General features: G+C 69.7%; 21 protein-coding genes and 1 pseudogene. 3 read left to right on the plus strand and 19 right to left on the minus strand.

From position 1 onward, the window contains the following. Positions 1 to 60: 60 nt before the first annotated feature. From CWS50_RS06905 to CWS50_RS12955, 3 genes and pseudogenes are all read left to right on the plus strand, one after another. Entirely contained in the window at positions 61 to 636 is a 576-nt protein-coding gene (locus CWS50_RS06905) for a flavodoxin family protein (RefSeq protein WP_243118215.1), read from the plus strand. 78 nt (positions 637 to 714) lie between these two features. Continuing rightward, a pseudogene (locus CWS50_RS06910) lies at positions 715 to 901 on the plus strand (MerR family transcriptional regulator); the annotation flags it as partial. A gap of 84 nt (positions 902 to 985) precedes the next feature. Continuing rightward, a complete protein-coding gene (locus CWS50_RS12955; RefSeq protein WP_164860027.1) occupies positions 986 to 1135 on the plus strand; it encodes a hypothetical protein in 150 nt (49 codons plus the stop codon). A 52-nt stretch (positions 1136 to 1187) separates the two neighbouring features. On the opposite strand, the gene CWS50_RS06915 is transcribed toward CWS50_RS12955, so the two are convergent. From CWS50_RS06915 to CWS50_RS07005, 19 genes are all read right to left on the minus strand, one after another. Then, on the minus strand, positions 1188 to 1577 hold the full coding sequence (locus CWS50_RS06915; protein ID WP_127842193.1) for a metal-sulfur cluster assembly factor: 390 nt from the start codon (positions 1575 to 1577) through the stop codon (positions 1188 to 1190). 65 nt (positions 1578 to 1642) lie between these two features. Continuing rightward, on the minus strand, positions 1643 to 2131 hold the full coding sequence (gene sufU, locus CWS50_RS06920; RefSeq protein WP_127842194.1) for a Fe-S cluster assembly sulfur transfer protein SufU: 489 nt from the start codon (positions 2129 to 2131) through the stop codon (positions 1643 to 1645). Between the two features lie 2 nt (positions 2132 to 2133). Further along, positions 2134 to 3462 (minus strand): aminotransferase class V-fold PLP-dependent enzyme, encoded by a 1329-nt coding sequence (locus CWS50_RS06925; protein ID WP_127842195.1) that lies wholly within the window; start codon positions 3460 to 3462, stop codon positions 2134 to 2136. Between the two features lie 45 nt (positions 3463 to 3507). Beyond that, complete coding sequence (gene sufC / locus CWS50_RS06930; RefSeq protein WP_127842196.1) at positions 3508 to 4257, minus strand: Fe-S cluster assembly ATPase SufC; 750 nt, start codon at positions 4255 to 4257, stop codon at positions 3508 to 3510. 98 nt (positions 4258 to 4355) lie between these two features. After that, positions 4356 to 5609: a Fe-S cluster assembly protein SufD gene (sufD, locus tag CWS50_RS06935; RefSeq protein WP_127842197.1), complete on the minus strand. Its 1254-nt coding sequence runs from the start codon at positions 5607 to 5609 to the stop codon at positions 4356 to 4358. 68 nt (positions 5610 to 5677) lie between these two features. Next, a complete protein-coding gene (gene sufB / locus CWS50_RS06940) occupies positions 5678 to 7117 on the minus strand; it encodes a Fe-S cluster assembly protein SufB (RefSeq protein ID WP_127842198.1) in 1440 nt (479 codons plus the stop codon). Next, entirely contained in the window at positions 7114 to 7845 is a 732-nt protein-coding gene (locus CWS50_RS06945) for a helix-turn-helix transcriptional regulator (protein ID WP_127842199.1), read from the minus strand. The genes sufB and CWS50_RS06945 overlap by 4 nt, the downstream gene beginning before the upstream one ends. Before the next feature lie 298 nt (positions 7846 to 8143). After that, positions 8144 to 8815 (minus strand): NUDIX domain-containing protein, encoded by a 672-nt coding sequence (locus CWS50_RS06950; protein ID WP_127842200.1) that lies wholly within the window; start codon positions 8813 to 8815, stop codon positions 8144 to 8146. Positions 8816 to 8956: 141 nt separating this feature from the next. Next, positions 8957 to 10126, minus strand: a complete 1170-nt coding sequence (locus tag CWS50_RS06955) for a glycosyltransferase family 4 protein (protein ID WP_127842201.1) — start codon at positions 10124 to 10126, stop codon at positions 8957 to 8959. A gap of 9 nt (positions 10127 to 10135) precedes the next feature. Then, positions 10136 to 11875: a murein biosynthesis integral membrane protein MurJ gene (murJ, locus tag CWS50_RS06960; protein ID WP_127842202.1), complete on the minus strand. Its 1740-nt coding sequence runs from the start codon at positions 11873 to 11875 to the stop codon at positions 10136 to 10138. Continuing rightward, positions 11875 to 12780, minus strand: a complete 906-nt coding sequence (locus CWS50_RS06965; RefSeq protein ID WP_127842203.1) for a hypothetical protein — start codon at positions 12778 to 12780, stop codon at positions 11875 to 11877. Before CWS50_RS06965 ends, murJ begins: the two co-directional genes overlap by 1 nt. Before the next feature lie 105 nt (positions 12781 to 12885). Beyond that, positions 12886 to 13818, minus strand: a complete 933-nt coding sequence (locus CWS50_RS06970) for a copper transporter (RefSeq protein WP_127842204.1) — start codon at positions 13816 to 13818, stop codon at positions 12886 to 12888. Positions 13819 to 13879: 61 nt separating this feature from the next. Next, on the minus strand, positions 13880 to 15082 hold the full coding sequence (gene steA / locus CWS50_RS06975) for a putative cytokinetic ring protein SteA (protein ID WP_127842205.1): 1203 nt from the start codon (positions 15080 to 15082) through the stop codon (positions 13880 to 13882). After that, entirely contained in the window at positions 15079 to 16908 is a 1830-nt protein-coding gene (recN, locus tag CWS50_RS06980; RefSeq protein WP_127842206.1) for a DNA repair protein RecN, read from the minus strand. The genes steA and recN overlap by 4 nt, the downstream gene beginning before the upstream one ends. Continuing rightward, a complete protein-coding gene (locus CWS50_RS06985) occupies positions 16905 to 17804 on the minus strand; it encodes an NAD kinase (protein ID WP_127843319.1) in 900 nt (299 codons plus the stop codon). The genes recN and CWS50_RS06985 overlap by 4 nt, the downstream gene beginning before the upstream one ends. Positions 17805 to 17953: 149 nt before the next feature. After that, positions 17954 to 18844 (minus strand): TlyA family RNA methyltransferase, encoded by an 891-nt coding sequence (locus tag CWS50_RS06990; RefSeq protein ID WP_127842207.1) that lies wholly within the window; start codon positions 18842 to 18844, stop codon positions 17954 to 17956. Between the two features lie 2 nt (positions 18845 to 18846). Further along, positions 18847 to 19059, minus strand: coding sequence for a hypothetical protein (locus CWS50_RS06995; RefSeq protein WP_127842208.1), 213 nt, complete (start codon positions 19057 to 19059; stop codon positions 18847 to 18849). A gap of 40 nt (positions 19060 to 19099) precedes the next feature. Then, positions 19100 to 20209: an HAD-IIA family hydrolase gene (locus tag CWS50_RS07000; RefSeq protein ID WP_127842209.1), complete on the minus strand. Its 1110-nt coding sequence runs from the start codon at positions 20207 to 20209 to the stop codon at positions 19100 to 19102. Continuing rightward, a complete protein-coding gene (locus CWS50_RS07005; protein WP_243118216.1) occupies positions 20202 to 21002 on the minus strand; it encodes a tetratricopeptide repeat protein in 801 nt (266 codons plus the stop codon). Before CWS50_RS07005 ends, CWS50_RS07000 begins: the two co-directional genes overlap by 8 nt. Between the last annotated feature and the right edge of the window lie 60 nt (positions 21003 to 21062).

Consider the following 21062-nt stretch of genomic DNA (forward strand, 5'->3'; position numbering starts at 1 on the left):
ACCAGCCGGACGCTGGGGCCCGCTTGCGTATGACGCTGCGTCACACCTTAGGCTGTGCTCATGACATCTCACTCCGCCCCCAGTACCACCAGCGTCACCAGGAAGCAGCCCAGGGACCACACCGGCACAGCCCTCGTCGTCGAGTCCTGCTTCGGCGCCACCAGGACCATCGCCGAGGCCGTTGCCGCCGGGCTGAGAGACGTCGGTGCTCACGCCCAGGTGGTCGAGGCCCGGGTGCCCACCGGCCTTCCCGCCCGGCTCGACCTGCTTGTCCTGGGGGCACCCACCCACAACCGGGGGCTGCCTACGACGGCCACACGCAGCCAGGCGCACAAGCAGGCGGGGACGACGCCACCAGCCAGCGGGATACGTGAGTGGCTAGAGGGCACGGCAGTCCCCTCCTACCTGCCTGTGGCTGCTTTCGACACCGTCACCTCCAGGGGCTGGCTGAGCGGCTCAGCGGCCAGGGCGATCGCCAGGTCCCTGCGGCGCGGCCAGGGTCGGCAGACCTCGGCGGCGAGGAGCTTCGTGGTCAGGTCGGCTCAAGGTCCCCTGGCTGACGGTGAGGAGGCGGCTGCCCGCACCTGGGGGCGCGCACTGGCTGCTGCTCTGGGCAACCGGGCCACAGCCCGGTGACGGCGGGGCCGCGGGCGCCTATGGTGGAGCCATTGCCGTAGACCGGTCACCCGCCGCATCGAACGAGAGGCAGCCCGCATGCGCGTCGCCGAGATCGCCCGACTCACCGGCACCACTGTGCGCTACTACCACTCGCTGGGGCTGCTGCCGGTCCCGGCCGAGCGCGGCGGCTGGCGCGACTACGACCTGAGCCACCTCGCCCGCCTGTCCCGCATTCGCTGGCTGGTCCAGGCGGGTCCCGCTGGAGGCCGTGGCCAGGGTCCTGGAACCTTCCGACAGCGCTCCCGCCGACTGCCGCTCCCCCGCTCCTCCCACCATCAGGGCAGCGCACCCGGATGCGGGTGCGGCCGTGACTGACGACCTCGCCGCACGCGTGGACGTCGGTGCCCTCCGGTCCCTGTTTTGGCTCATCAGGAGCGCGGAGCCCGCCTACACCCGGGTCGCCGAGGCCATGGAGCCCCTGCTGGCTAAGGCGATCGCCCGCTGGCGCGGGCAGTGAGCGCCGACGCGCAACAGGTCAGAGCCGGGGACCAGCAGAGGACCAGAAAACCTCAGACGTTGAAGCCCAGCGCGCGCAGCTGCTCGCGGCCCTCCGGGGTGATCTTGTCCGGTCCCCACGGCGGCAGCCACACCCACTGGATACGCACCTGGTCAGCGATCCCGACCAGGACCTGCTGGGCCTGCTCCTCAATGACGTCGGTCAGCGGGCACGCGGCGGTCGTCAGTGTCATGTCCAAGACCACGGTGCCGTCCGGCTCGATCGACACACCGTAGAGCAGGCCCAGGTCAACCACGTTAATCCCCAGCTCGGGGTCAATGACGTCACGCAGCGCCTCCTCAACGGCAGCGACATCGACCTGTGAGGCCACAGGGGTCGGCTGGTGCTGGGCCGCCATGGGGTTGTCGGGCGGCGGTACCGCTGGCTTGTCACTCGTCATCATGTCTCCTCCTGTCAGCTCTTACCAGGTTCTTCCCAGGTTCTTCGTGGCCGGGAGCGGGTGGTCGGTTACCCGGCCTGGTCAGGGTCTGCCTGTGCCAGGTGCGCCGACAGGGAGGCACCCGTCCGGGCCAGGGCGTCCTTGAGCGCCATCCAGCCCAGGAGAGCACACTTGACGCGATTGGGGTACTTAGAGACCCCCTCGAAGGCAGCCGCGTCCTCAAGCCCGTCAAGAACCGCTTCGTCGACTCCCTGCCCCCGGGAGTGCATAAGGACAGAGAAGTCCCGTTCCAGCCTCGCCACGGCCTCCAGGTCCGCACCGTGGACCAGGTCGTGCATGACCGAGGCCGAGGCCTGGGAGATGGAGCAACCCTGTCCCTGCCACCCCAGGGAGACAATCACCCCGTCCTCCACACGCACACCAAGGTCGATCTCGTCGCCACAGGTCGGGTTGACCTGGTGGCTGGTGGCCTGCGCGTCCTCCGGGAGCCCCTCCCCGTGCCGCTCGCGGGAGTGGTCGAGGATGACCTGCTGGTAGAGACGGTCGAGCTCGTTCATGATCACCTCAGAAAATAGTCCCGGACAGTGCCGACGGCAGCGAGGAACCTGTCCACGTCCTCAGCACTGGTGCACGGCCCCAGGGACGCGCGGCAGGAGGCCCGGACGCCGAAGTGCTCATGGAGAGGCTGGGCGCAGTGGTGGCCGGTACGCACCGCGACCCCCTCAGCGTCCAGGACCTGACCCACGTCGTGGGGGTGGACACCCTCGACGCTGAAGGCGACGACACCAAGACGCCCGTCCGTGCTGCGCGGGCCGATGACGTGGACCCCGTCAAGCCGCCCCATACCCTCCAGCAGACGCGCAGTGAGGCGGGACTCGGTAGCGCGCAGGCGGTCCATGCCCAGCTCGGCCAGGTATGTGACGGCCGCCTGCCAGCCTGCGGCCTGGGCCAGGGGCTGGCTGCCTGCCTCAAAGCGGGCGGGGCCACTCATGTAGGTGGAGGACTCCATGGAGACGTGCTCGATCATGGAACCACCGGTCAGGACCGGCGGCATGGCCTCTAGCAGCTCCTGGGTGGCCACCAGGGCGCCGATACCTGTGGGTCCCAGCATCTTGTGGCTGGACAGCACCATGGCGTCCACTCCGTCTGCGCTCAGGGAGGCGAAGTCCAGGGGCACGTGGGCCGCAGACTGGCAGGTGTCCAGGAGGACAAGCGCTCCCACCTGGCGAGCACGCGGCAGGATCTCCCCCACAGGGGTGAGCGCCCCGGTGACGTTGGAGGCGTGGGTCAGGGCCAGCACCCTGGTCCGCTCGGTCACGACGCCTGCGGAACCGGGGTCGATACGCCCCTCCTTGTCCAGGTCCAGCCAGCGCAGGACAGCCCCGGTCCGCGCACACAGCTCCTGCCAGGGCACCAAGTTGGCGTGGTGCTCGGCACGGGTGACCACGAGCTCGTCGCCCGGACCCAGCGACAGCCTGCGTGCCGGGTCGGTACCAGCAGCCGACACCCCTCCACGCGCGGCGGGGCGGCCCAGGCTGGCGTGGCCGACTGCCAGTGCCAGGAGGTTGACCGCCTCCGTCGCGTTCTTGGTGAAGACCAGCTGGTCAGGACGGGCACCCACAAAGGCAGCGACCGCCGCACGAGCGTCCTCCCACACTGCTGTCGCCTCGTCAGCAAGCTGGTAGGTGGAGCGTCCGGCAGCCCCGTTGCTCATGCGGTAGTACCGTTGCTCGGCCTCCAGGACGACCGTCGGCTTCTGGCTGGTGGCAGCCCAGTCCAGGTAGGCCAGTGGCGCGCCGTTGCGGGCTGGACGCTCCAGGTAGGGAAAGTCGGCTCGCACACGGGCAAGCTCCTCCCGGTTCGTAGGAGTCGTGGCAGCGTGGGTCATCAGGTGCCTCCCAGCAGGTGGGTCGCAGGTGTCGGGGCGTGCCGCCTAGGAGAGGAACCGGTCGTAGCCCTCTTCCTCCAGGCGGTCGGCCAGATCCGGCCCCCCCTGCTCGGCGACACGCCCGTCGACGAACACGTGGACGTGGCTTGGCTTGATGTAGCGCAGGATCCGGGTGTAATGGGTGATGAGGAGGAAGCCCGCGTCGGAGGAGCCGTGAAGACGGTTGACTCCCTCAGAGACCACGCGCAGCGCGTCCACGTCCAGGCCGGAGTCGGTCTCGTCCAGGACGGCGAAACGGGGCTTGAGCAGCTCCATCTGGAGGATCTCAAAACGCTTCTTCTCACCACCTGAGAACCCGGTGTTGACGTCGCGCTCAGAGAAGGCAGGGTCCATGCGCAGCCGCTCCATGGCGGTACCGACCTCGCCCACCCACTGGCGCACCTTGGGAGCCTGCCCGTCCAGGGCAGTCTTGGCGGTGCGCAGGAAGTTTGCCACCGTCACCCCGGGAACCTCCACCGGGTACTGCATAGCCAGGAACAGGCCTGCACGTGCCCGCTCGTCCACGCTCATCTCCAGCAGGTTGGCTCCGTCCAGGAGGACCTCGCCATCGGTGACCTCGTACTCGGGGTGACCGGCGATGGAGTAGGCCAGGGTGGACTTGCCCGACCCGTTGGGGCCCATGATCGCGTGGATCTCGCGGGAGTCGATCGACAGGTCCACGCCCTTGAGAATGGGCTTGGGACCGTCATTGGTCTCGACCTGGACGTGAAGGTTCTTGATGGTCAGGGTGCTCATATAAGGAGTTCTCTCGGCTGGCTGTGGTCGTGGTCGTGTCTAGAGATGCTCGGTGCGGCAAGGTGTGATGCTGTGACACCATGACGGCACCCGGGGCGCTAGGAGGAGGCAGGTACCTGGTCCTGGAGCGGGGCGGAGATAACGCCGGTCAGCGCCAGCTCGACCTCAATGGCACGCATGAGCCGGTCCTCCACCTCGGGGACACCGATCTCAGCGACGATCTCGTTGAAGAAGCCCAGCACCACCAGGCGCCGGGCCTCGGTCTCGGTGATCCCCCGGGCGCGCAGGTAGAAGAGCTGCTCGTCGTCAAAGCGTCCTGTGGCGCTGGCGTGACCAGCCCCCTCAATGCTGCCGTTCTCGATCTCCAGGTTGGGGACGGAGTCAGCCTTGGCCCCCTCGGTGAGGACCAGGTTGCGGTTGAGCTCGTAGGTGTCCGTCCCACGGGCCTGGGCACCGATGAGGCAGTCCCCCACCCACACGGCGTGGGCACGCTCCCCCTGCAGCGCCCCCTTGTAGGTGACCCGGGAGTAGCAGTGCGGCTGCGTGTGGGCGACGTAGGGGCGGTGCTCCTGGTGCTGGCCCGCGTCGGTGAAGTAGACGCCGTAGGCGTCGATGTGCCCGCCCTCCCCGGAGAAGCCAAGGTCGGGGCAGATGCGCACGTCCCCTCCCAGGGAGACGACGACGTGCTTGAGGACCCCGCGCCCCTCAACACGCACGCGGTGGCTGGATGCGTGGACGGCAGCCTCGTCCCACCCCTGGACGGTGACCAGGGTGAGGTCGGCGCCGTCAGCGACGACGACCTCCACCCCCTGGGTCAGGGCCACGGTCCCGGTGTGGTCAATAATCACCGTGCCCTGGGAGCCTGCCTCGGCCTGGACCAGGATGTGCTGGGCAGTGGGCTGGGCACCTGCCTGGTCAAGCCCGGTCACTTCCAGGCGCGCGGCCCGCTCCAGGCGGGCGCCAGCCGACAGGGTCAGGACGGTGGCGGTGGAGAAGCCCACCCAGGCCGTCAGCCCGGCACGGTCCACGGGCGCGCCGACACGCCCCAGACGCGGGTCGTCACGGGAGACGGTCTCCAGGACCGTGCCCTGAGGCAGGTCCGCCTCAAGGCTGAGGCTGCCCGCCGCGTCTGAGCCTGCGGTCACGGCCTCAAGGTCGAACAGCGGGGCAAAGCGCCTGAGCGGGGTAAAGCGCCACTCCTCCTCACGCCCGTGAGGTACCGGGATGTCTGCAGGGTCAAAGGACGCCACACGGTCGGCCCGGGAGGAGGTGTAGCGAGGGCCACGGGGAGCCCCGTGGGAGTGCGCCCCCTCCAGTGCCGCGCTGGAGTGGTCGGTGACAAGTTCAGTCATTCATGGCTCCTTGCCGTTCAACGGCTCACAGGTGTCTCAACGGTCATGGTCCTAGGGACGGGCCCCGGTCAGCCCACGGAGTTCTCCATCTGCAGCTCGATGAGCCGGTTGAGCTCCAGGGCGTACTCCATGGGCAGCTCGCGTGCGATGGGCTCGACGAACCCACGCACGATCGTGGCCATAGCCTCCGTCTCCGTCAGGCCGCGCTGCATGAGGTAGAACAGCTGGTCGGCACTGACCTTGGAGACAGTGGCCTCGTGCCCCATCTCCACGTCGTCGGTACGCACGTCGACATAGGGGTAGGTGTCGGAGCGGGAGATCTCGTCAACCAGCAGCGCGTCACACAGCACGTTGGACTTCGAGCTGCGCGCGTTCCTCATGACCTGCACCAGGCCGCGGTAGGCGGAGCGCCCCCCGTGCCGGGCGATGGACTTGGAGACAATGTGGCTGGAGGTACGGGGCGCCATGTGCACCATCTTGGCGCCGGTGTCCTGGTGCTGGCCCTCCCCGGCAAAGGCGATGGACAGGGCCTCGCCCCGGGCGTGGGGGCCCATGAGGAAGACAGCCGGGTACTTCATGTTCCGCTTGGAGCCGATGTTCCCGTCGATCCACTCCATGGTGGCGCCCTCGGCGCAGGTAGCGCGCTGAGTGACCAGGTTGTAGACGTTGTTGGACCAGTTCTGCACGGTGGTGTAGCGCACGCGGGCGTTCTTCTTCACGATGATCTCCACGATGGCGGCGTGCAGGGAGTCCGTGGAGTAGATCGGGGCCGTGCAGCCCTCGACGTAGTGGACGTAGGAGTCCTCGTCAGCGATGATGAGCGTGCGCTCGAACTGGCCCATGTTCTCGGTGTTGATACGGAAGTAGGCCTGCAGGGGGATCTCCACGTGGACACCCGGGGGCACGTAGATGAAGGAGCCACCGGACCACACGGCGGTGTTGAGGGCGGCGAACTTGTTGTCGCCGGCGGGGACGACCGTGCCGAAGTACTCCTTGACCAGGTCGGGGTACTCACGCACGGCGGTGTCTGTGTCCACGAAGATGACGCCCTGCGCCTCCAGGTCCTCACGGATCTGGTGGTAGACGACCTCGGACTCGTACTGGGCGGCCACCCCCGCCACCAGCCGCTCACGCTCCGCCTCGGGGATCCCGATGCGGTCGTAGGTGTTCTTGATGTCCTCGGGCAGGTCGTCCCAGGAGCTCGCCGGGCGGTCGGTGGAGCGCACGTAGTACTTCACCGCGTCCATGTCGAGCTCAGACAGGTTGACGCCCCACGTGGGCATCGGCTTGCGCTCGTAGGTCTGGTACGCCTTGAGCCGCTTGGCCAGCATCCACTCGGGCTCGCCCTTGATCGCGGAGATATCACGGACGACCTGCTCGTCAAGACCACGTTTGGCGTTGGCTCCGGCCTCGTCGGAGTCGTGCCAGCCGAAGTCGTAGGTCGTCGGTATCGAGTCGATGATCTCGTCGTCAGTGCTGCGCACGGTGTCGGTCGTGGGTGCCGTCATCGGGTTCCTTCCGGTCGTCGGGCCTGCTGACCCTTCCTCCTCGCCGCTCTGACCGCACGCTTGCGCAGCGCGGGGACAGCGATAGGGATGTGAGTGGTGCACACGTGCTCGCCCCCCGCCAAGGTGGCCAGACGCTGCACCGGGACGCCGACAAGCCTGGAGATCGCCTGGGTCTCGGCGTCGCACAGCTCGTGGAACTCCCCCGCCACCTCACGTACCGGGCAGTGGCCCTGGCACAGCTGGACGGCGTAGGAGCCGTCCCCGACGTCACGCACCGAGGCGGCGTAGCCGTCCATGGTGAAGGCGTCAGCCAGTGCCCGCGCACGCTCGGCAGGGTCCTGTCCAGCCGCCTCGACAGCAGCGCAGTAACGGCGCTCCAGATCCCGTCCCCGGGCTGCGGCGAAGGAGCCCACGGCACGCTCCCCCGCCACCTGGGACAGGTACCGCAGGGCATGGCTGGCCAGGTCGGAGTACCCGTCCGCAAAGCTGGTGCGCGCCTTGGGGGTCAGCACGTAGTGCCGCGCCGGACGTCCGCGCCCACGGCGCAGCGGCGTCGCGGGGGTGTGGACCTCGATCTCCTCGGAGTCCTCCAGCACGGTGATGTGCCGACGCACCGCCGCAGGGGTCAGCCCCAGCACCTTGGCGAGCTGTGCCGCCGAGACGGGTCCCTTCTCCGCGATGAGGTCAAGGACCCGGGCTCGGGTGGAGTCGTCGTCAGCCTGTGTCATGGCCTGCTCCTCTCCGTCTCCCTCTGGTGGCCTCACCACGGACGCTCAGTCGTGGGTCCTGCGTGGCGACGGCTGACCAGGACCGGGGCACGGTTCGTCGTCGTTCCACAACTTTAACTCATATACTGCTTGCAAAATTCCGAGTCCGCAAGTTCACGACACGGCGCCGCAGGTGGGATTGAACACATTCGGCAATGAAAAGTGGCCGCTATTGAAGTCTCGTCTACAAGTTCTGCCTTGCCTCCGGCTGCCAGGCACCTCGCACCCTCACCACGCCTCACGGGCAGGAGCAGGACGGTCACAGGCTGTGGGGACTGCGCAGCCACGGCGCGTCAGGAGCGCGCAGCCGCGCGTAGCCCTCAGCCCGGGCCTGCTGCACGGCCAGCAGCCCTATCACGGTAGACGGGTTGTGGAGGCTGCCAGAGACCACGGCCTCGACGGCAGCGGCCAGGGGCACCCAGGTCGGGACAAGCTCTGCCTCCTCCGCCTGACGCTGGCTCCTGAGGGAGTGAGGCAGCAGGTCCAGGCCACGGGCCAGAAAGACCCGAACACCCTCGGTGGTGAACCCGGGCGAGGCGTAGAAGTCCGCCAGGACGTCCCAGCGCTCGGCGCCGTAGTCGGTCTCCTCGGCCAGCTCGCGCCGGGCCGCCTCCACCGGGGACTCTCCCGGCACGTCGAGCAGGCCCGCCGGGACCTCCCACAGGGCAGCACGCACCGGGTGGCGGTACTGGCGGACCATGAGGACCTCTGCGGCGCCGCGAGGCTGGGAGGAGGCAGCACCCTCCCTCAGGGCGACCACGGCCACGGCGTCGTGGTGGGCTACGACCTGGCGCGCCACCGGCTCCTGGCCCGGGCGCAGCACCACCTCCTCAGCACCGACGGCAAAGATGGGCCCCTCCCACACCCGCTCGCACGCGACCACCTCCCGGTGCTGCCGCTCGTCCGCAGTCCTCGGCACCTGAGCGCTCATCGGTCCTCCCGTCAACGACCGCAGCGGGCGCACCCGCCACCACTGCAGACACGACGCCGCAGGCTGCTGCGCGCGGCTGTCGGCCACCGCGCCTGACAGTACCCTGACAGCACCACGACAGAGGCCGGCGGTACCGGCGCGTCACACGCCCAGCGCCCGGTGCAGCTGCACCAGGAGATCGTCGTCCGTCGGCAGGACGGCGGCGGCGCCACGTGCCCGCTGCCGAGCCTGCCGCAGCTCACCGGGACTGGCCAGGAGCGTCCCGACCGCCTCCGCCAGCTCCTGGGGGCGGGGTGGCACCAGCACCGCCCCGCCACGGACCGTGAGGGCCGTGCCGCCCACGTCAGTGGCCACGACAGCTGCCCCGGCTCGCAGGGCCTCCTGGAGACTCAGGGGCTGTCCCTCCCACAGGCTGGTCTGGACAACGACGTCAGCCTGGGCCATGAGCGCAGCGGCTCCCGCACGACGCCCCAGAAGCCTGACAGGCAGGCCCTCGGCGTCAATGCGCTGCTGGGCCGCAGCCCGGGCGGGACCGTCACCGACGACGACCCACTCGACCGCAGGCAGCCTGCCCTCCGCCGCACGACGCCCCAGGACGGCAGCAGTGTCCAGCAGCACGTCCAGGCCCTTCTGGGGCGCCAGCCGGGCCACGGTCAGGACCCGGCGGAGGCCCCGCACCCACACCGTCCCGGACACAGTGCCCGATGTCGCGTCGGGCATGCTCCCGGAAGCAGCCCCAGGCACGGCTCCGGAGGCGGCTGCGTCCTCCGCGCCCCTGCCAGGAGCCCACGGCGCCGGGACCACCGCCAGCTCCACGGCGGCGGCTCCCCGGCCCCGGGCGCGCCCGGCCAGGTCAGGGCTGACAGCCAGGACCAGGTCGGCACGGGCCGCCACCAGGCCCTCCAGGCCATCCCCCACGAGCCGAGCCAGCCGTCCTCCAACCGTAAGGTTGTGGACGGTAACTACCAGCCGGGGCCGACCTGCTCGCCGCCGCCCTACCGCTACGGCAGCCAGTGCCCCCGCCCGCAGGCCGTGGGCGTGCAGGACCTCAGCGCCACGCGCGGCACGGCGCAGCCGTACCAGGGCCGCCACCGCGCGGGCCGAGGGCCGTGAGCCGATCCCCAGCTCCTCCCGGTGCGCCTGCCCGGTGTCAAGACCCTCCAGCACCGCTGCGGGAGCAGCCACCAGCACGTCGCAGCCGTCAGCGGCCAGAAGGCGCGCGCACTGCGCCAGATGGGTGCGCACACCACCTGCTGCCATCCCGCTGACCTGCAGCACGCGGGGGCCTCGCCCCCGGGCCTGAGCGCTCATACCTGCTCCTTACCCTGAACCCTGAGAACCCGTGTCAGCGGAGCCATGTCGGCCCTGGCCCCGCAGGACGTGGAGGATGCCACGATGCACCGTTGCGGCCGCCGCAGCCACCGCCGCCGCGCACACGACGGCTCCCACGGCAGCGGTAGCCGTCGCGACGGCTACCGGCTCCACTGCCGCTACAGCAGCACGCAGGCCGAGGCCAAGAAGCACCACGACCGGCGTGCCCGCCCCCAGGACGGCCAGGCTTCCTGCCAGCACCCCAGCACCGAAACAGCGTGCAGCAGCAGCCCCCAGGGCGACAGCCGCCACCGTCATCCCGAAGCCCTGCCCCAGTGCCAAAGCCACCAGGGTCCCTGAGGCGTCGGCCCCCTGGGGAGCCAGGAGACGGACGCACACGGCGGAGGCCACCGCGACAGCCAGCCACCCCGCCACTGTCGACCTGGCGGCGTCAGCAGCACGATCAGCGACGTAGAGCACACGTGTGACCTGGTAGATCAGGGCGTAGCCCACCAGCGCGGGAGACAGCACCGCCAGGGCAGCACCCATGCCCTCCACCGGGGCCAGGAGGCTGAAGAAGCGCTCCGCCACCTGGGACACCACCAGAAGCATCCCGGCACCCGCAAGTGCCACGGCAGTCACCAGGGCAGTGGCATCGGCCACCAGCCCCCGGACAGCCCAGGGAGAGACCCCAGGAGAAGACTGCCCCCCCGACCCGGTGCCCTCGCCGTCACGCTCCCCTGCGCGCCCGCCGGACCCGTCGACCGACACCCGCCACCCCCGCCCCGCCTCCGGCCGGTCCTCACGCTGCCCGCTCCCGAAGGCCGCCGACAGGCGCGGGTAGAGGACAGTGGCGACCGGCACGACCAGGACGGCGTAGGGCAGCGCGTAAACCGCCTGGGTGTACTGGTAGACGGCGACCGTCCCCGTGGTTCCCGCCGACCGGGCCAGCGCCAGGACCACCACGACGCTCAGCTGCTGGGCCAGGAGCGTCCACACCCCGGCTGCCCCCAGGCGCCAGGCGCGCCGGGCAACGGCTCCCCCCAGATCGAGGGAAGGGCGCAGACCCAGTCCCAGGCGGTGCACCGGCCACAGCAGGGGCAGGCTCAGCGCCGCCACGCCTGCTGTTGTCCCCCAGCCCAGGACGTACAGGGAGACCTCTCCCCCCTCCGGCCGCCACCCACCCATCGCCGCGTAGAGCCCGTAGGTGCCCATGACCGTGACCGAGGACAGCACCGGCGTCAGCGCCGGCCAGGTAAAGGACCCGTGAGCCTGCAGAATCCCGGTCAGGACGACGCCAAGTCCGTACAGGGGGACCTGGAGGGCGAACATCCGCAGGAACCCGGCGACGAGGGAGACCTGCACCGAGGCGTCAACCCCCTGGGAGACCGGGAAGGCAGCGGCCACGGGCTCAGCCAGGACCGCCAGGAGGACCGCCAGGGGGGTCAGGACCACCAGGACAACTCCCAGCAGGCCGCTGGCGGTGGCACGCGCCTCCTCCTGGCGACCGTCGCTGACCGCCCCCGCCAGGAGAGGGACCACGGTGGCGGCCAGCGCCCCGCCCACCACGACCTCGTAGAGCACGTTGGGCACCTGGTTGGCTGTGCTGTACGCGCCCGCAACTGTCCCGGAACCGACGGTGACCGCCTGGACCACCCAGCGCCCCAGCCCCAGCACGCGGGACACGAGCGTGAGCCCGGCGACACCTCCTGCCGCAGCAAGCCCTCCTCGGGCAGGACCGCCAGCCATCAGGGGCAGCGGCCCAGCCGGTCAAGCGCTGCCAGAGGAGGGAGCCCGTCGATCACGGCACTGAAGGAGACCTTCTCGCTGGCCAGGACAAGGACCACCCCGAGAAGGGCCGCCACCTCACGGGCAGCCCGACAGGGGTGCGCCGCCACTGAGGAGCCCACCAGGGCGCCCAGGGCGTTGGCACCGGTGTCACCAAGCATGGTGTGCTCCTGCAGGTCTCCGGGCAGGCAGGCGGCCACGGCACCCAGCGCGCCAGCCGCGAGGCGGCGCGAGGTCCCTGCCCGGTCGGCGGGCGCCATGAGCACGAGGGCGGACATCAGGCCGGTCGCCTTGAGCGTCCGGCCAGGACGCAGGTCGAGCAGGTTCATCACGTTGGCCCACGAGGCGATCGCGACCGTGCTGACCACAGCGTCGCCCAGGACGGCACGCCGTCGGGCGCTGCGTGCCCCTGCACGCCCACGGCCACGGTCAGCCGCGACCAGGCCCCCGGCCACCGTCGCACCGGCTCCGATCACCACGATCTTGACGACCCCGGTAGTCACTCTGCCGCGGGCCAGGGCGCCCAAGTGGCCTCTGAGACCCTTGGCGACGTGCTCACCGTCATGGGCGCCCGCGTCCAGGTCGTCAACCAGTCCCGCCACCGCGCTGGCCCCGGTCGCGACGGCCGCCGCAGGTGCCACCGCACCCGCAGCCCGCCCCCCGGCAGCCAGGCACGCCGCCACAGCCCCGACCGCGGCCCCGGCACCCCCGCGCAGGCTGACCTCACGTCCGTGGAAGTTGGTGCGCGTGAGCACAGGGGACCTGCCAGCCAGCCCCGTGCACACGCACAGGACGGCACAGGCCGAGCCCAGCGCCGCCGCTGCCAGACGGCGTGAGGAAACGGTGCTGCACCTCGTCAGTCTCATGGGGCCAGCCTAGGCTGCCGACCTCGGCGGGGCGGGGTAGTGGCTCACCCAGGCGAGGTCGCGGCCCCGGCGGCGCCTCGGCACCGCCCCTGCAGTCGGCGCGGCTCACTCGGGCACAGGAGGCATGACGGCGGTGGCGCTCTGGTCAAAACCGTAGTGGCCCACTGCGCCCCCCTCTGCGGCGGCTAGGGCCAACGGGGCCGACACCGCCGCAGGGACCTGCCCCACCGAGTCCACGGTGGTGACAGCAGCGTCGTCTGAGCGAATCAGGGCGACGACGCCCGTGCTCTCGTCGGCCGAGCCCACGACGACCGTGGTCGCTGCGGAAGCCGCACCGGTCATGACGGGGACCCAGGAGTCGAGCTCGGTGCCGTCAGTCGGTTGCGGTGACGCCGTGCCAGAGGAGCCGACGGAGGAGGTGTCCGCCCGCGGTCCGACGACGACGACCATGTCAGCGGGGCTGCTCGGCTCGGTCTCAGTCGCCATGAGGGGGTCCTCGCCTGCGGTGAGCAGGCTTCTCAGGGTCCTGGCACTGCCGTCGTCCCCTGTCAGGGCCTTGCCCAGCCCCTCCCCCATGACAGCGTTGGGCACTGACGACGCGGGGTCTCCCAGCGGATCAGTGAACTGCCCGGAGTAGGTGCTGCGGTAGCTCTCCCGGGAGCGCTCCACCCACGTCTGCGTCAGGGCGTAGCGTCCGTCGGCCGCTGCTCCGGCCGCCTGCAGCTGGGCGACGACCTGGTCGGCATCGTCCTCCTCGGCCTCGGGAAGCATGACGACAGCCACCGTCTGACCGCTGAGTGTCCCCGGAAGGAAGGAACGAGCCGCCTGGGTGATGTAGGTGTCACGCTCGTTGAGCGCTGATGCTGTCTGCTCGAGCTGGCTGTTGAGGGCGTTGCGGCTCTCACGCAGGGAGGTGACCTGGTCGTTGAGGGCGGTACCGAGGGAGTTCTGGAGCGGTCCGGCCCCCAGGACGATCCCGACCGCCAGCGCCAGGAAGACAGAGATGAGAGAGACTAGGTGGTAGCGGAAGTCGATCATAGTTGCTGCCTCACGTCCTCAGGAGTCCTTAGCGTGGTGCCTTAACGTGCTTTAACGCGCCTTACACGGTCGGGGGCTGCGGGGACAGTCCCACCAGTGAGCGGAAGAAGTTGACGACGTCGTCCCAGATCGCACCGAACAGTCCCAGGAAGGTCTGGCCTCCCGGGGTTGACATCAGGGCTGCCGCGAGGGCGAGGACACCGGCCAGTGCCAGCAGGAGCAGCCACCACCCTGAGATGCGGGTCCGGTAGAGGTGGGAGACTCCCTTGGCGTCGATGAGACGGCCGCCGACCTTGAGACGGGTCAGGAACGTGGAGGACATCCCTGAGCGCCCTTTGTCCAGGAACTCCACGAGGGTGGCGTGGGTGCCCAGGGCGACGATGATCTCCGCGTCCGCCTCGTCAGCCATGAGCATCGCGATGTCCTCCGAGGTGCCGGTAGCGGAGAAGACGTGGTGGCTCACGCCCAGATCCTCCACACGCCTGAGACCCGGGGCACGGCCGTCACGGTAGGCGTGGACGACAATCTCCGCGCCGCAGGACAGGGCCTTGTCGGAGACCGAGTCCATGTCGCCCACAATCATGTGGGGCTTGAGACCAGCCTCCAGCACCGCGTCAGCCCCTCCGTCGACACCGATGATGACAGGCCTGTACTCACGGATATAGGGCCGCAGCGCCCTGAGGTCCTCCTTGTAGGAGTACCCGCGCACCACGACCAGGACGTGCCGGCCCCCCATCTGCGTGGACACCTCGGGCATACCGACACCGTTGAGCAGCAGGTCCCACTCGCCACGCATGTACTCGATGGTGTTGGCAGCAAAGGCCTCCAGCTGGACCGAGAGCCCCTTCCTGGCAGCGGCCAGGGAGGCCTCCACGGTCTCGGCAGACTGGAGCGTCCCCTCGGCAACCGGTTGCTCGTCGGGGAGCAGCACGGTCCCGTCACGGATGACGACTCGCTGCCCGTCGTGCAGGCGCATGACCTCCGGGCCGAGGTCGTCAACCAGGGGTACTCCCGCCTCCACCAGGACGCCAGGACCCAGGTTCGGGTAGCGGCCGGACACCGAGGGGGCAGCGTTGAGCACAGCCGAGGGGCGGCACTCGACCAGGGCCTCTGCGGCTACCCGGTCGAGGTCAGCGTGGTCGATCACGGCGACCTCACCGCTTTGAAGGCGCTTGGTGAGCCTCTTGGTACGCGAGTCGACACGGACCACGAAGGTGGAGCGGTCGGAGCCTGACGGCGGCGTCCTGCGGAAGGGGTTCCTCACGCCTGGGATTGTGCCACGGTAGCCTCGCGGAGCAACTCGGCCGCGTGGCGGACGGCAGCCTGGGAGTCCTCGTGCCCCGACAGCATGCGCGCCAGCTCTCGCTGGCGCTGCCTGCCCTCGACAGCGGTCACGGTCGTCAGCGTCTGTGCCGCGGTATCAGGCTGCGCAGAGGCAGTGTCAGGGGCACCGTCACCGGCCAGTGCACCCGCGTGCCCCGTGGGTGCAGCCGTCTGCCGACGCACCACCAGGTGGGTGTCTGCCCACGCCGCTACCTGCGCTAGATGAGTGACTACTACCACCTGATGGAGGCGCGACAGGCGTGCGAGCCGTCGTCCGACCTCCCGGGCGGCCCGTCCCCCGACCCCCGCGTCGATCTCGTCGAAGACAAGGGTGCGTGCGCGCGCGGATCCTCCCGCCGGGTTCCGGTCCTGCGGCTGCGCCTCCGCCAGGACGACCTCCAGGGCCAGCATGATCCGGGAGAGCTCTCCTCCTGAGGCCCCCTTGCCCAGGGGCAGGGCCGGGGCACCCGGGTGGGAGACAAGTAGGAACGCCACCGACTCGGCTCCAGCAGGGCCCGGCTGGTCGAGCGCGGTCAGCTCGACGACCAGCCGGGAGCCTGCCATCTGCAGTCCGTCGAGCTCGCCAGTGACGGCCTCCTCCAGGCGGCGTGCCAGCGCCGCGCGCCCACGGGAGAGCTCACTGCATGCTGCGGAGAGCGCGTCGTCGGCCTCAGCCAGCCGCCGCACCAGCAGCGACTCGGTGTCTCCGGGCCCGTCCAGCTCACAGAGGCGCTGCACCGCCTGCTGCTGCCAGGCCAGCAGGGCGTCGACGTCCTCCAGGTACTCAGCCGCCCCGCCGATCTCCTGGCAGCCCCGGGCCAGGGCAGCGCGACGGTCCTGGACCCAGGCCAGGCGTGCCGGGTCTGCCTCCAGGTCCTCCAGGTATCCCGCCAGGTCGGCAGAGACGTCTGCCGCCTCAATACCCAGTCGGCGAGTACGCTCAGCCAGGTCTGCCAGGGCCGGGTCCACGTCAGCCACGGCAGCCAGTGCCCGGTCCGCCCTGGCTGCCAGGGTGACGACGTCGGCAGGCTCCTCAAGGGACTCCTCACGCCCGCTGAGGGACACCAGGGCCATCTCGGCCGCGCGGCGCAGGTCCTCCGCGTTGTCCAGCCGCTCGGCCTCCTCCCTCAGCCTGTGGTCCTCCCCGGGCTGGGGATCGAGCTCGTCAATCTGGTTGAGCCAGGTACGCAGCCGGGCTGCCTCCTGGGCGCGATCCTGGGCCGAGGCCTGCCAGGAGGCCAGCGCCTCAGCAGCCTCCTTCCGGTGCCGGTAGGCCTGGGAGTAGCGTCGGCACACCTGGGCGTGCCCGCTGCCGCCCAGGGAGTCGAGGGCGGCCCGCTGGGTGGCAGCGGAGCGCAGCCGGAGCTGGTCAGTCTGCCCGTGGACAGCCACGAGCGTGCTGCCGACCTCGGCGAGGACTGCTGAGGGCACCGAGCGTCCCCCGAGGTAGGCGCGTGAGCGTCCTGAGGCAGGGACGGTCCGGGAGGCGATCAGGACCTCTCCGTCAAGCTCGGCACCCGCCTCGACCGCACGTGCAGCAGCCCGGGAGGCAGGCTCCACCAGGAAGGTCCCCTCAACCAGGCACCGCCGGGCCCCGGCACGCACCACCGAGGTCTCCGCCCGCTGTCCCAGCAGGAGACCCAGGGAGGTCAGGACCATGGTCTTGCCCGCACCGGTCTCACCCGTCAGGGCGGTCAGCCCCTTGCTGAGGGTCATCTCAGCCTCCTGGATGACCCCGAGGTCCTCAATGCGCAGGGAGTCGATCATGGCGTCTGCTCCCCCGATGGCCGTCGGTGGGCGGCGCCATGGCTGTCTGCCCTGGGCGAGGCGCGCCACCCCTGGACGGGTAGTCCCAGCTTGCGCACCAGACGCGTGGAGAAGGGGGCGTCGTTGAGCCGGGCCAGCCTGACGGGCCGCTCTGCCCGGACGACCCGGATACGGCTGCCCGAGGGGACGTCGAGACTGCGTCGGCCGTCGCACCAGATCTCGGCCCCGCCAAAGCCGCCGTGCTGTACGACGACCTCGAGGCAGGAGTCAGGCCCCAGCACGAGGGGACGTGTGAACAGGGCGTGAGCAGCGACCGGTACCATGAGGAGGGCCTCGACTTCTGGCCATATGACGGGTCCGCCGCAGGAGAAGGCGTAGGCGGTGGAACCGGTCGGGGTGGACACGATGAGGCCGTCACAGCCGAAGGAGGAGACAGCCTGACCGTCCACACCGATGGCGACCTCCAGCATGCGGGCACGGTCACGTTTCTCTAGCGCGGCCTCGTTGAGCGCCCACTGGTGCCGGGTGGAGCCGTCGGGCGCGATGACCTCAACGTCGAGGGCCGTGCGAGTCTCCACGGTAAAACGTCCCGCGACGATGTCGGCGACCACCTGCTCGACAGCGTCTGGATCGGCCTCAGCCAGGAACCCGATGTGCCCTGTGTTGATCCCGACCAGGGGAATGTCGCGCTGACGGGCCTCCTCGCAGGCCCGCAGGATCGTGCCATCGCCTCCTAGGACCAGGACCATGTCTACCGGCAGCTCACTGCCTGGGGCGACCGGCTCCACGCCGTTCTCACGCAGAGCCGCCTCCGCCCGGACGACAGCGTTGGCAGTGGGAGCAGACCTGAGATGACGAGGCACCGGCTGGTCATTGAGGTCACGACGAAAGACCATGACACGACGCACGACCTGCCGCCCCGGCCGCTGGTCGTGGGGGTCGGCGTGGCTGGGCGTCTCCCGGCCGTGAGGCGCCGCTGAGGAGCCAACGTCACACCCACCGCAGTCCTCGGCACGTACCGCCCCGACCCAGGGGCTGGCGCCGCTCACGACAGGGTCCTCCCGTCGTCACCGCCACGGCCAGCAGGCCGCCCCGCTCCCGCCGGCCCTTCCTGGACGGCTCGCTCAGTCTCAGCGCGCAGGCGCGCCCCAGTCAGGTTCTCATGGTGTGGTGCCCCGGCAGCGTGCATGCTCACAAAGTACTCCACGTTGCCAGCGGGGCCAGGCAGGGGCGAGGCTGTCACGGCGTCAGTGCCCAGCCCAAGGCTGTGTGCGTGGTGGGCCACCTCAAGCACCGTCTCAACATGCAGCCGAGGATCACGCACGACACCGTTGCGTCCCACCCGCTTCTTTCCGACCTCGAACTGGGGCTTGACCATGAGCAGCAGGTCGGCACCGGACGAGGCTGCCCGCGCCAGGGGCTCCAGGACCAGAGTCAGCGATATGAAGGACAGGTCAGCAACGACGAGCCCGGGCGCAGGAGCGACGAGCCGGGGGTCGAGCGTGCGCACGTTCGTGCGCTCCAGCACTGTCACGCGCGGATGCGTCCGCAGTGACCAGGCCAGCTGGCCGTAACCGACGTCGACGGCGACAACGTGCTCAGCCCCACGGCGCAGCAGGACGTCGGTGAAGCCCCCAGTCGACGCCCCGGCGTCCAGACAGCGGCGTCCCTCGACGCCGGGCGCGAGGCCCCGCGCGGCGAGGGCGTCAAGAGCCCCCTCCAGCTTGTGGGCTCCCCGGGAGACATAGGTGTACCGGTCACCGTCAGGGGGAGCAACCTGGAGAGCCTGGGCCGGGCTGACCTGCCGCGCCGGCTTGGTCACCACGATGCCGTCAACACTGACCTGCCCGCTGGTCACCAGCGTCGCGGCGTGGTCACGGGAACGAGCCAGACCACGCCGAACCAGCTCGGAGTCGATGCGGATGAGGCGAGCCACGCTCAGTCCTCAGTCTCCCGAAGCATGCGAGAGAGACGGTCGTAGAGCCCCGCCAGGGCCGGGACCTGCTCCTGCGGATCCATCTGGGCGATCTGGGCGAGGCGTTTCTCGTCCTCCAGGAGATCACCAGCAGGAGGCAGGGCACTGTCATCGCGGGCCTGTGTCGCCGGGGGCGTACCAACCGGGCGGGCCGACCCCGTGGAACCACTACTCATGGTCTGCTGCTCACAATAGAGATATCCGTTGTCATACTGTCTACGACGAGGAGGCCTCGACGTCGATACGAGGGACTGCGAGTCCCGGCGCGTCCCCAGGCTCCTGGGAGTCCGTCCACTCCCAGGCAGCACAGGCGAGAGCACGGTAGGCGTCAAGGCTTACCCGGACGGAGTCGCCACCCAGCGGGCCCACGGTGTCCAGCACCAGCTGGCTGGCACGTACGCAGGCGCGCCACACTCCCACCTGCCACCAGACTGTGTCCTGTCCTGCGAGCCGCACCGCCTCAGGGTGCCGCTGGACCAGGCCACGCAAGTCCGTGTGCAAAAAACTTGGGCGCGCCGACGACGGGGCCAGAATAACGTCCCGGGCATCCGACACCCCAGTGAGGACGTGGAGGCCAGGGACGGAGGCCTGGCGCGCACCAGTAAGGTCCGTGTCCAGCCTGTCACCCACTGCCAGGGGAGCTGTGCCTCCCGAGTGCGCCAGAGCCCTCCGATAGATGCCGGCATGGGGCTTGCCGCCCACCAGCGGGTGCCTACCCGTAGCTGAGACGACAGCGGCTACAAGACTGCCGTTTCCCAGGGCGAAGCCCCGCTCCGTCGGAAGCGTGGCGTCACGATTGGTGGCCACGTGCAGCGCTCCCTGATCGACAGCATAGGCGGCCTCGGACAGCATTGCCCAGTCGACGGATGAGTCCCACCCCTGGAGGACCGCCACCGGTCGGTCCCGCGCCGTGCGCGTCGTGACGTACCCGGCCTCAACCAGGGCCTGACGTACCCCCTCCCCGCCGACGACCAGTACGGTGGACCCTTGGGGGACGTGCTCACGCAGCAGCGCCGCACCGTCCATGGCGGCCGTGAACACCTCCGAGGGACGCGCCCTGATCCCGTTGGCCTCCAGCTTATCGACAACTTCCTGTGGGGGCCGGGAGGCATTGTTGGTGACGAACGACAAGGTCATACCGCTGTCACGCGCCGCGTTGACCGAGGTGGCTGCGTGCAGGATGCGGGATTCCCCCGCGAAGCACACGCCGTCGAGGTCGAGGAGCGCCACATCGTAGACCTCGCACAAGGGCCTGCTGCTTCCTAGCAGTCTTGCGGGCTCCGCTGGTACCGTCCTGGCGGCAACTCCACTCCCGGCGTCACTCATGAGCACCGACTCCTTCGTCCCGGGACGCATCGTCGTGACAACCGCCCTTGTCCCGGACACTGTCATCGGGACCGCCGTCGTCGTGGTGGCCTAAGCCAGTCAGAAGCCCGGCGGCCTCTTCCTGGACTCGCTGCTCAAAGGTCTTGTCCTGCCCCTCGGACGAGTCACCAGGAACGTCAGAGGCATCCTGGCACAGCTTGTCCTGCGAGGCAGGCACCGCCCCACAGGAGCCGGTCTCCTCGTTGTAGTCGTCCTCAATATCAAAAACCTCGACCGGCTCCTCCAGGTGGCTCAGGTCGTAAGCAGCAATACGCTGACGAACAACCTCTGCCTCGGCACCGCGGCCAAGTCCTTCCAGCCGGTCCGCGCGTACTGAGTGCAGCCGTCGTAAGATGTCAGGGCTTCTGGGAGCAGAACGAATAGCGTCCTCGATAACAACCAGGCCCAGCTCTGCCTGTCCCATCTCATGACGGACCCCAGACACAACCATTGCCAACTCTGCGCGTTCAACATCGTCAAGCTGTCGGGGATCAGCCTCGTGAGCCGCCCTGAGAGCCTTGTCGTAGTGACCCAGCGCCCGTTCACAGTCAGCCTCGATAGCACGATGGAGGTCGTACCCGGACAACCGCCTCGCCGTCCGGATGTCGCGCAGCGCCTCCGCATAGTGCCCTGACAGGTAGGCCGCTACCGCAGCAGTCTCCCGCACCACCGCGATACGGCCAGCGCTGTCAGCAGCGTAGCGCGCATGCCTGTAGGCAGCCTGTGGGTCCTCGTCGAGCAGGTGCTGGACCATGACTAGGTGTCGAGCAACCTTGTCTGCGTTAAGTCGTCCCAACGGCCGCAACTGTCTCAG

This window comes from Actinomyces wuliandei, from assembly GCF_004010955.1.
Lineage (GTDB): Bacteria > Actinomycetota > Actinomycetes > Actinomycetales > Actinomycetaceae > Actinomyces > Actinomyces wuliandei.

Coding starts and splice junctions, on each gene's coding strand:
- recN (WP_127842206.1), bottom strand. CDS start 16,908: ATGATCGACTCCCTGCGCATTGAGGACCTCGGGGTCATCCAGGAGGCT.
- CWS50_RS06950 (WP_127842200.1), bottom strand. CDS start 8,815: ATGAGCGCTCAGGTGCCGAGGACTGCGGACGAGCGGCAGCACCGGGAG.
- CWS50_RS07005 (WP_243118216.1), bottom strand. CDS start 21,002: ATGGTCCAGCACCTGCTCGACGAGGACCCACAGGCTGCCTACAGGCAT.
- CWS50_RS06945 (WP_127842199.1), bottom strand. CDS start 7,845: ATGACACAGGCTGACGACGACTCCACCCGAGCCCGGGTCCTTGACCTC.
- sufD (WP_127842197.1), bottom strand. CDS start 5,609: ATGACTGAACTTGTCACCGACCACTCCAGCGCGGCACTGGAGGGGGCG.
- CWS50_RS06965 (WP_127842203.1), bottom strand. CDS start 12,780: ATGAGACTGACGAGGTGCAGCACCGTTTCCTCACGCCGTCTGGCAGCG.
- CWS50_RS06955 (WP_127842201.1), bottom strand. CDS start 10,126: ATGAGCGCTCAGGCCCGGGGGCGAGGCCCCCGCGTGCTGCAGGTCAGC.
- sufU (WP_127842194.1), bottom strand. CDS start 2,131: ATGAACGAGCTCGACCGTCTCTACCAGCAGGTCATCCTCGACCACTCC.
- sufC (WP_127842196.1), bottom strand. CDS start 4,257: ATGAGCACCCTGACCATCAAGAACCTTCACGTCCAGGTCGAGACCAAT.
- CWS50_RS06905 (WP_243118215.1), top strand. CDS start 61: ATGACATCTCACTCCGCCCCCAGTACCACCAGCGTCACCAGGAAGCAG.
- sufB (WP_127842198.1), bottom strand. CDS start 7,117: ATGACGGCACCCACGACCGACACCGTGCGCAGCACTGACGACGAGATC.
- CWS50_RS07000 (WP_127842209.1), bottom strand. CDS start 20,209: ATGAGTGACGCCGGGAGTGGAGTTGCCGCCAGGACGGTACCAGCGGAG.
- CWS50_RS06995 (WP_127842208.1), bottom strand. CDS start 19,059: ATGAGTAGTGGTTCCACGGGGTCGGCCCGCCCGGTTGGTACGCCCCCG.
- CWS50_RS06915 (WP_127842193.1), bottom strand. CDS start 1,577: ATGATGACGAGTGACAAGCCAGCGGTACCGCCGCCCGACAACCCCATG.
- CWS50_RS06970 (WP_127842204.1), bottom strand. CDS start 13,818: ATGATCGACTTCCGCTACCACCTAGTCTCTCTCATCTCTGTCTTCCTG.
- CWS50_RS06925 (WP_127842195.1), bottom strand. CDS start 3,462: ATGACCCACGCTGCCACGACTCCTACGAACCGGGAGGAGCTTGCCCGT.
- murJ (WP_127842202.1), bottom strand. CDS start 11,875: ATGGCTGGCGGTCCTGCCCGAGGAGGGCTTGCTGCGGCAGGAGGTGTC.
- CWS50_RS06985 (WP_127843319.1), bottom strand. CDS start 17,804: ATGGTCTTTCGTCGTGACCTCAATGACCAGCCGGTGCCTCGTCATCTC.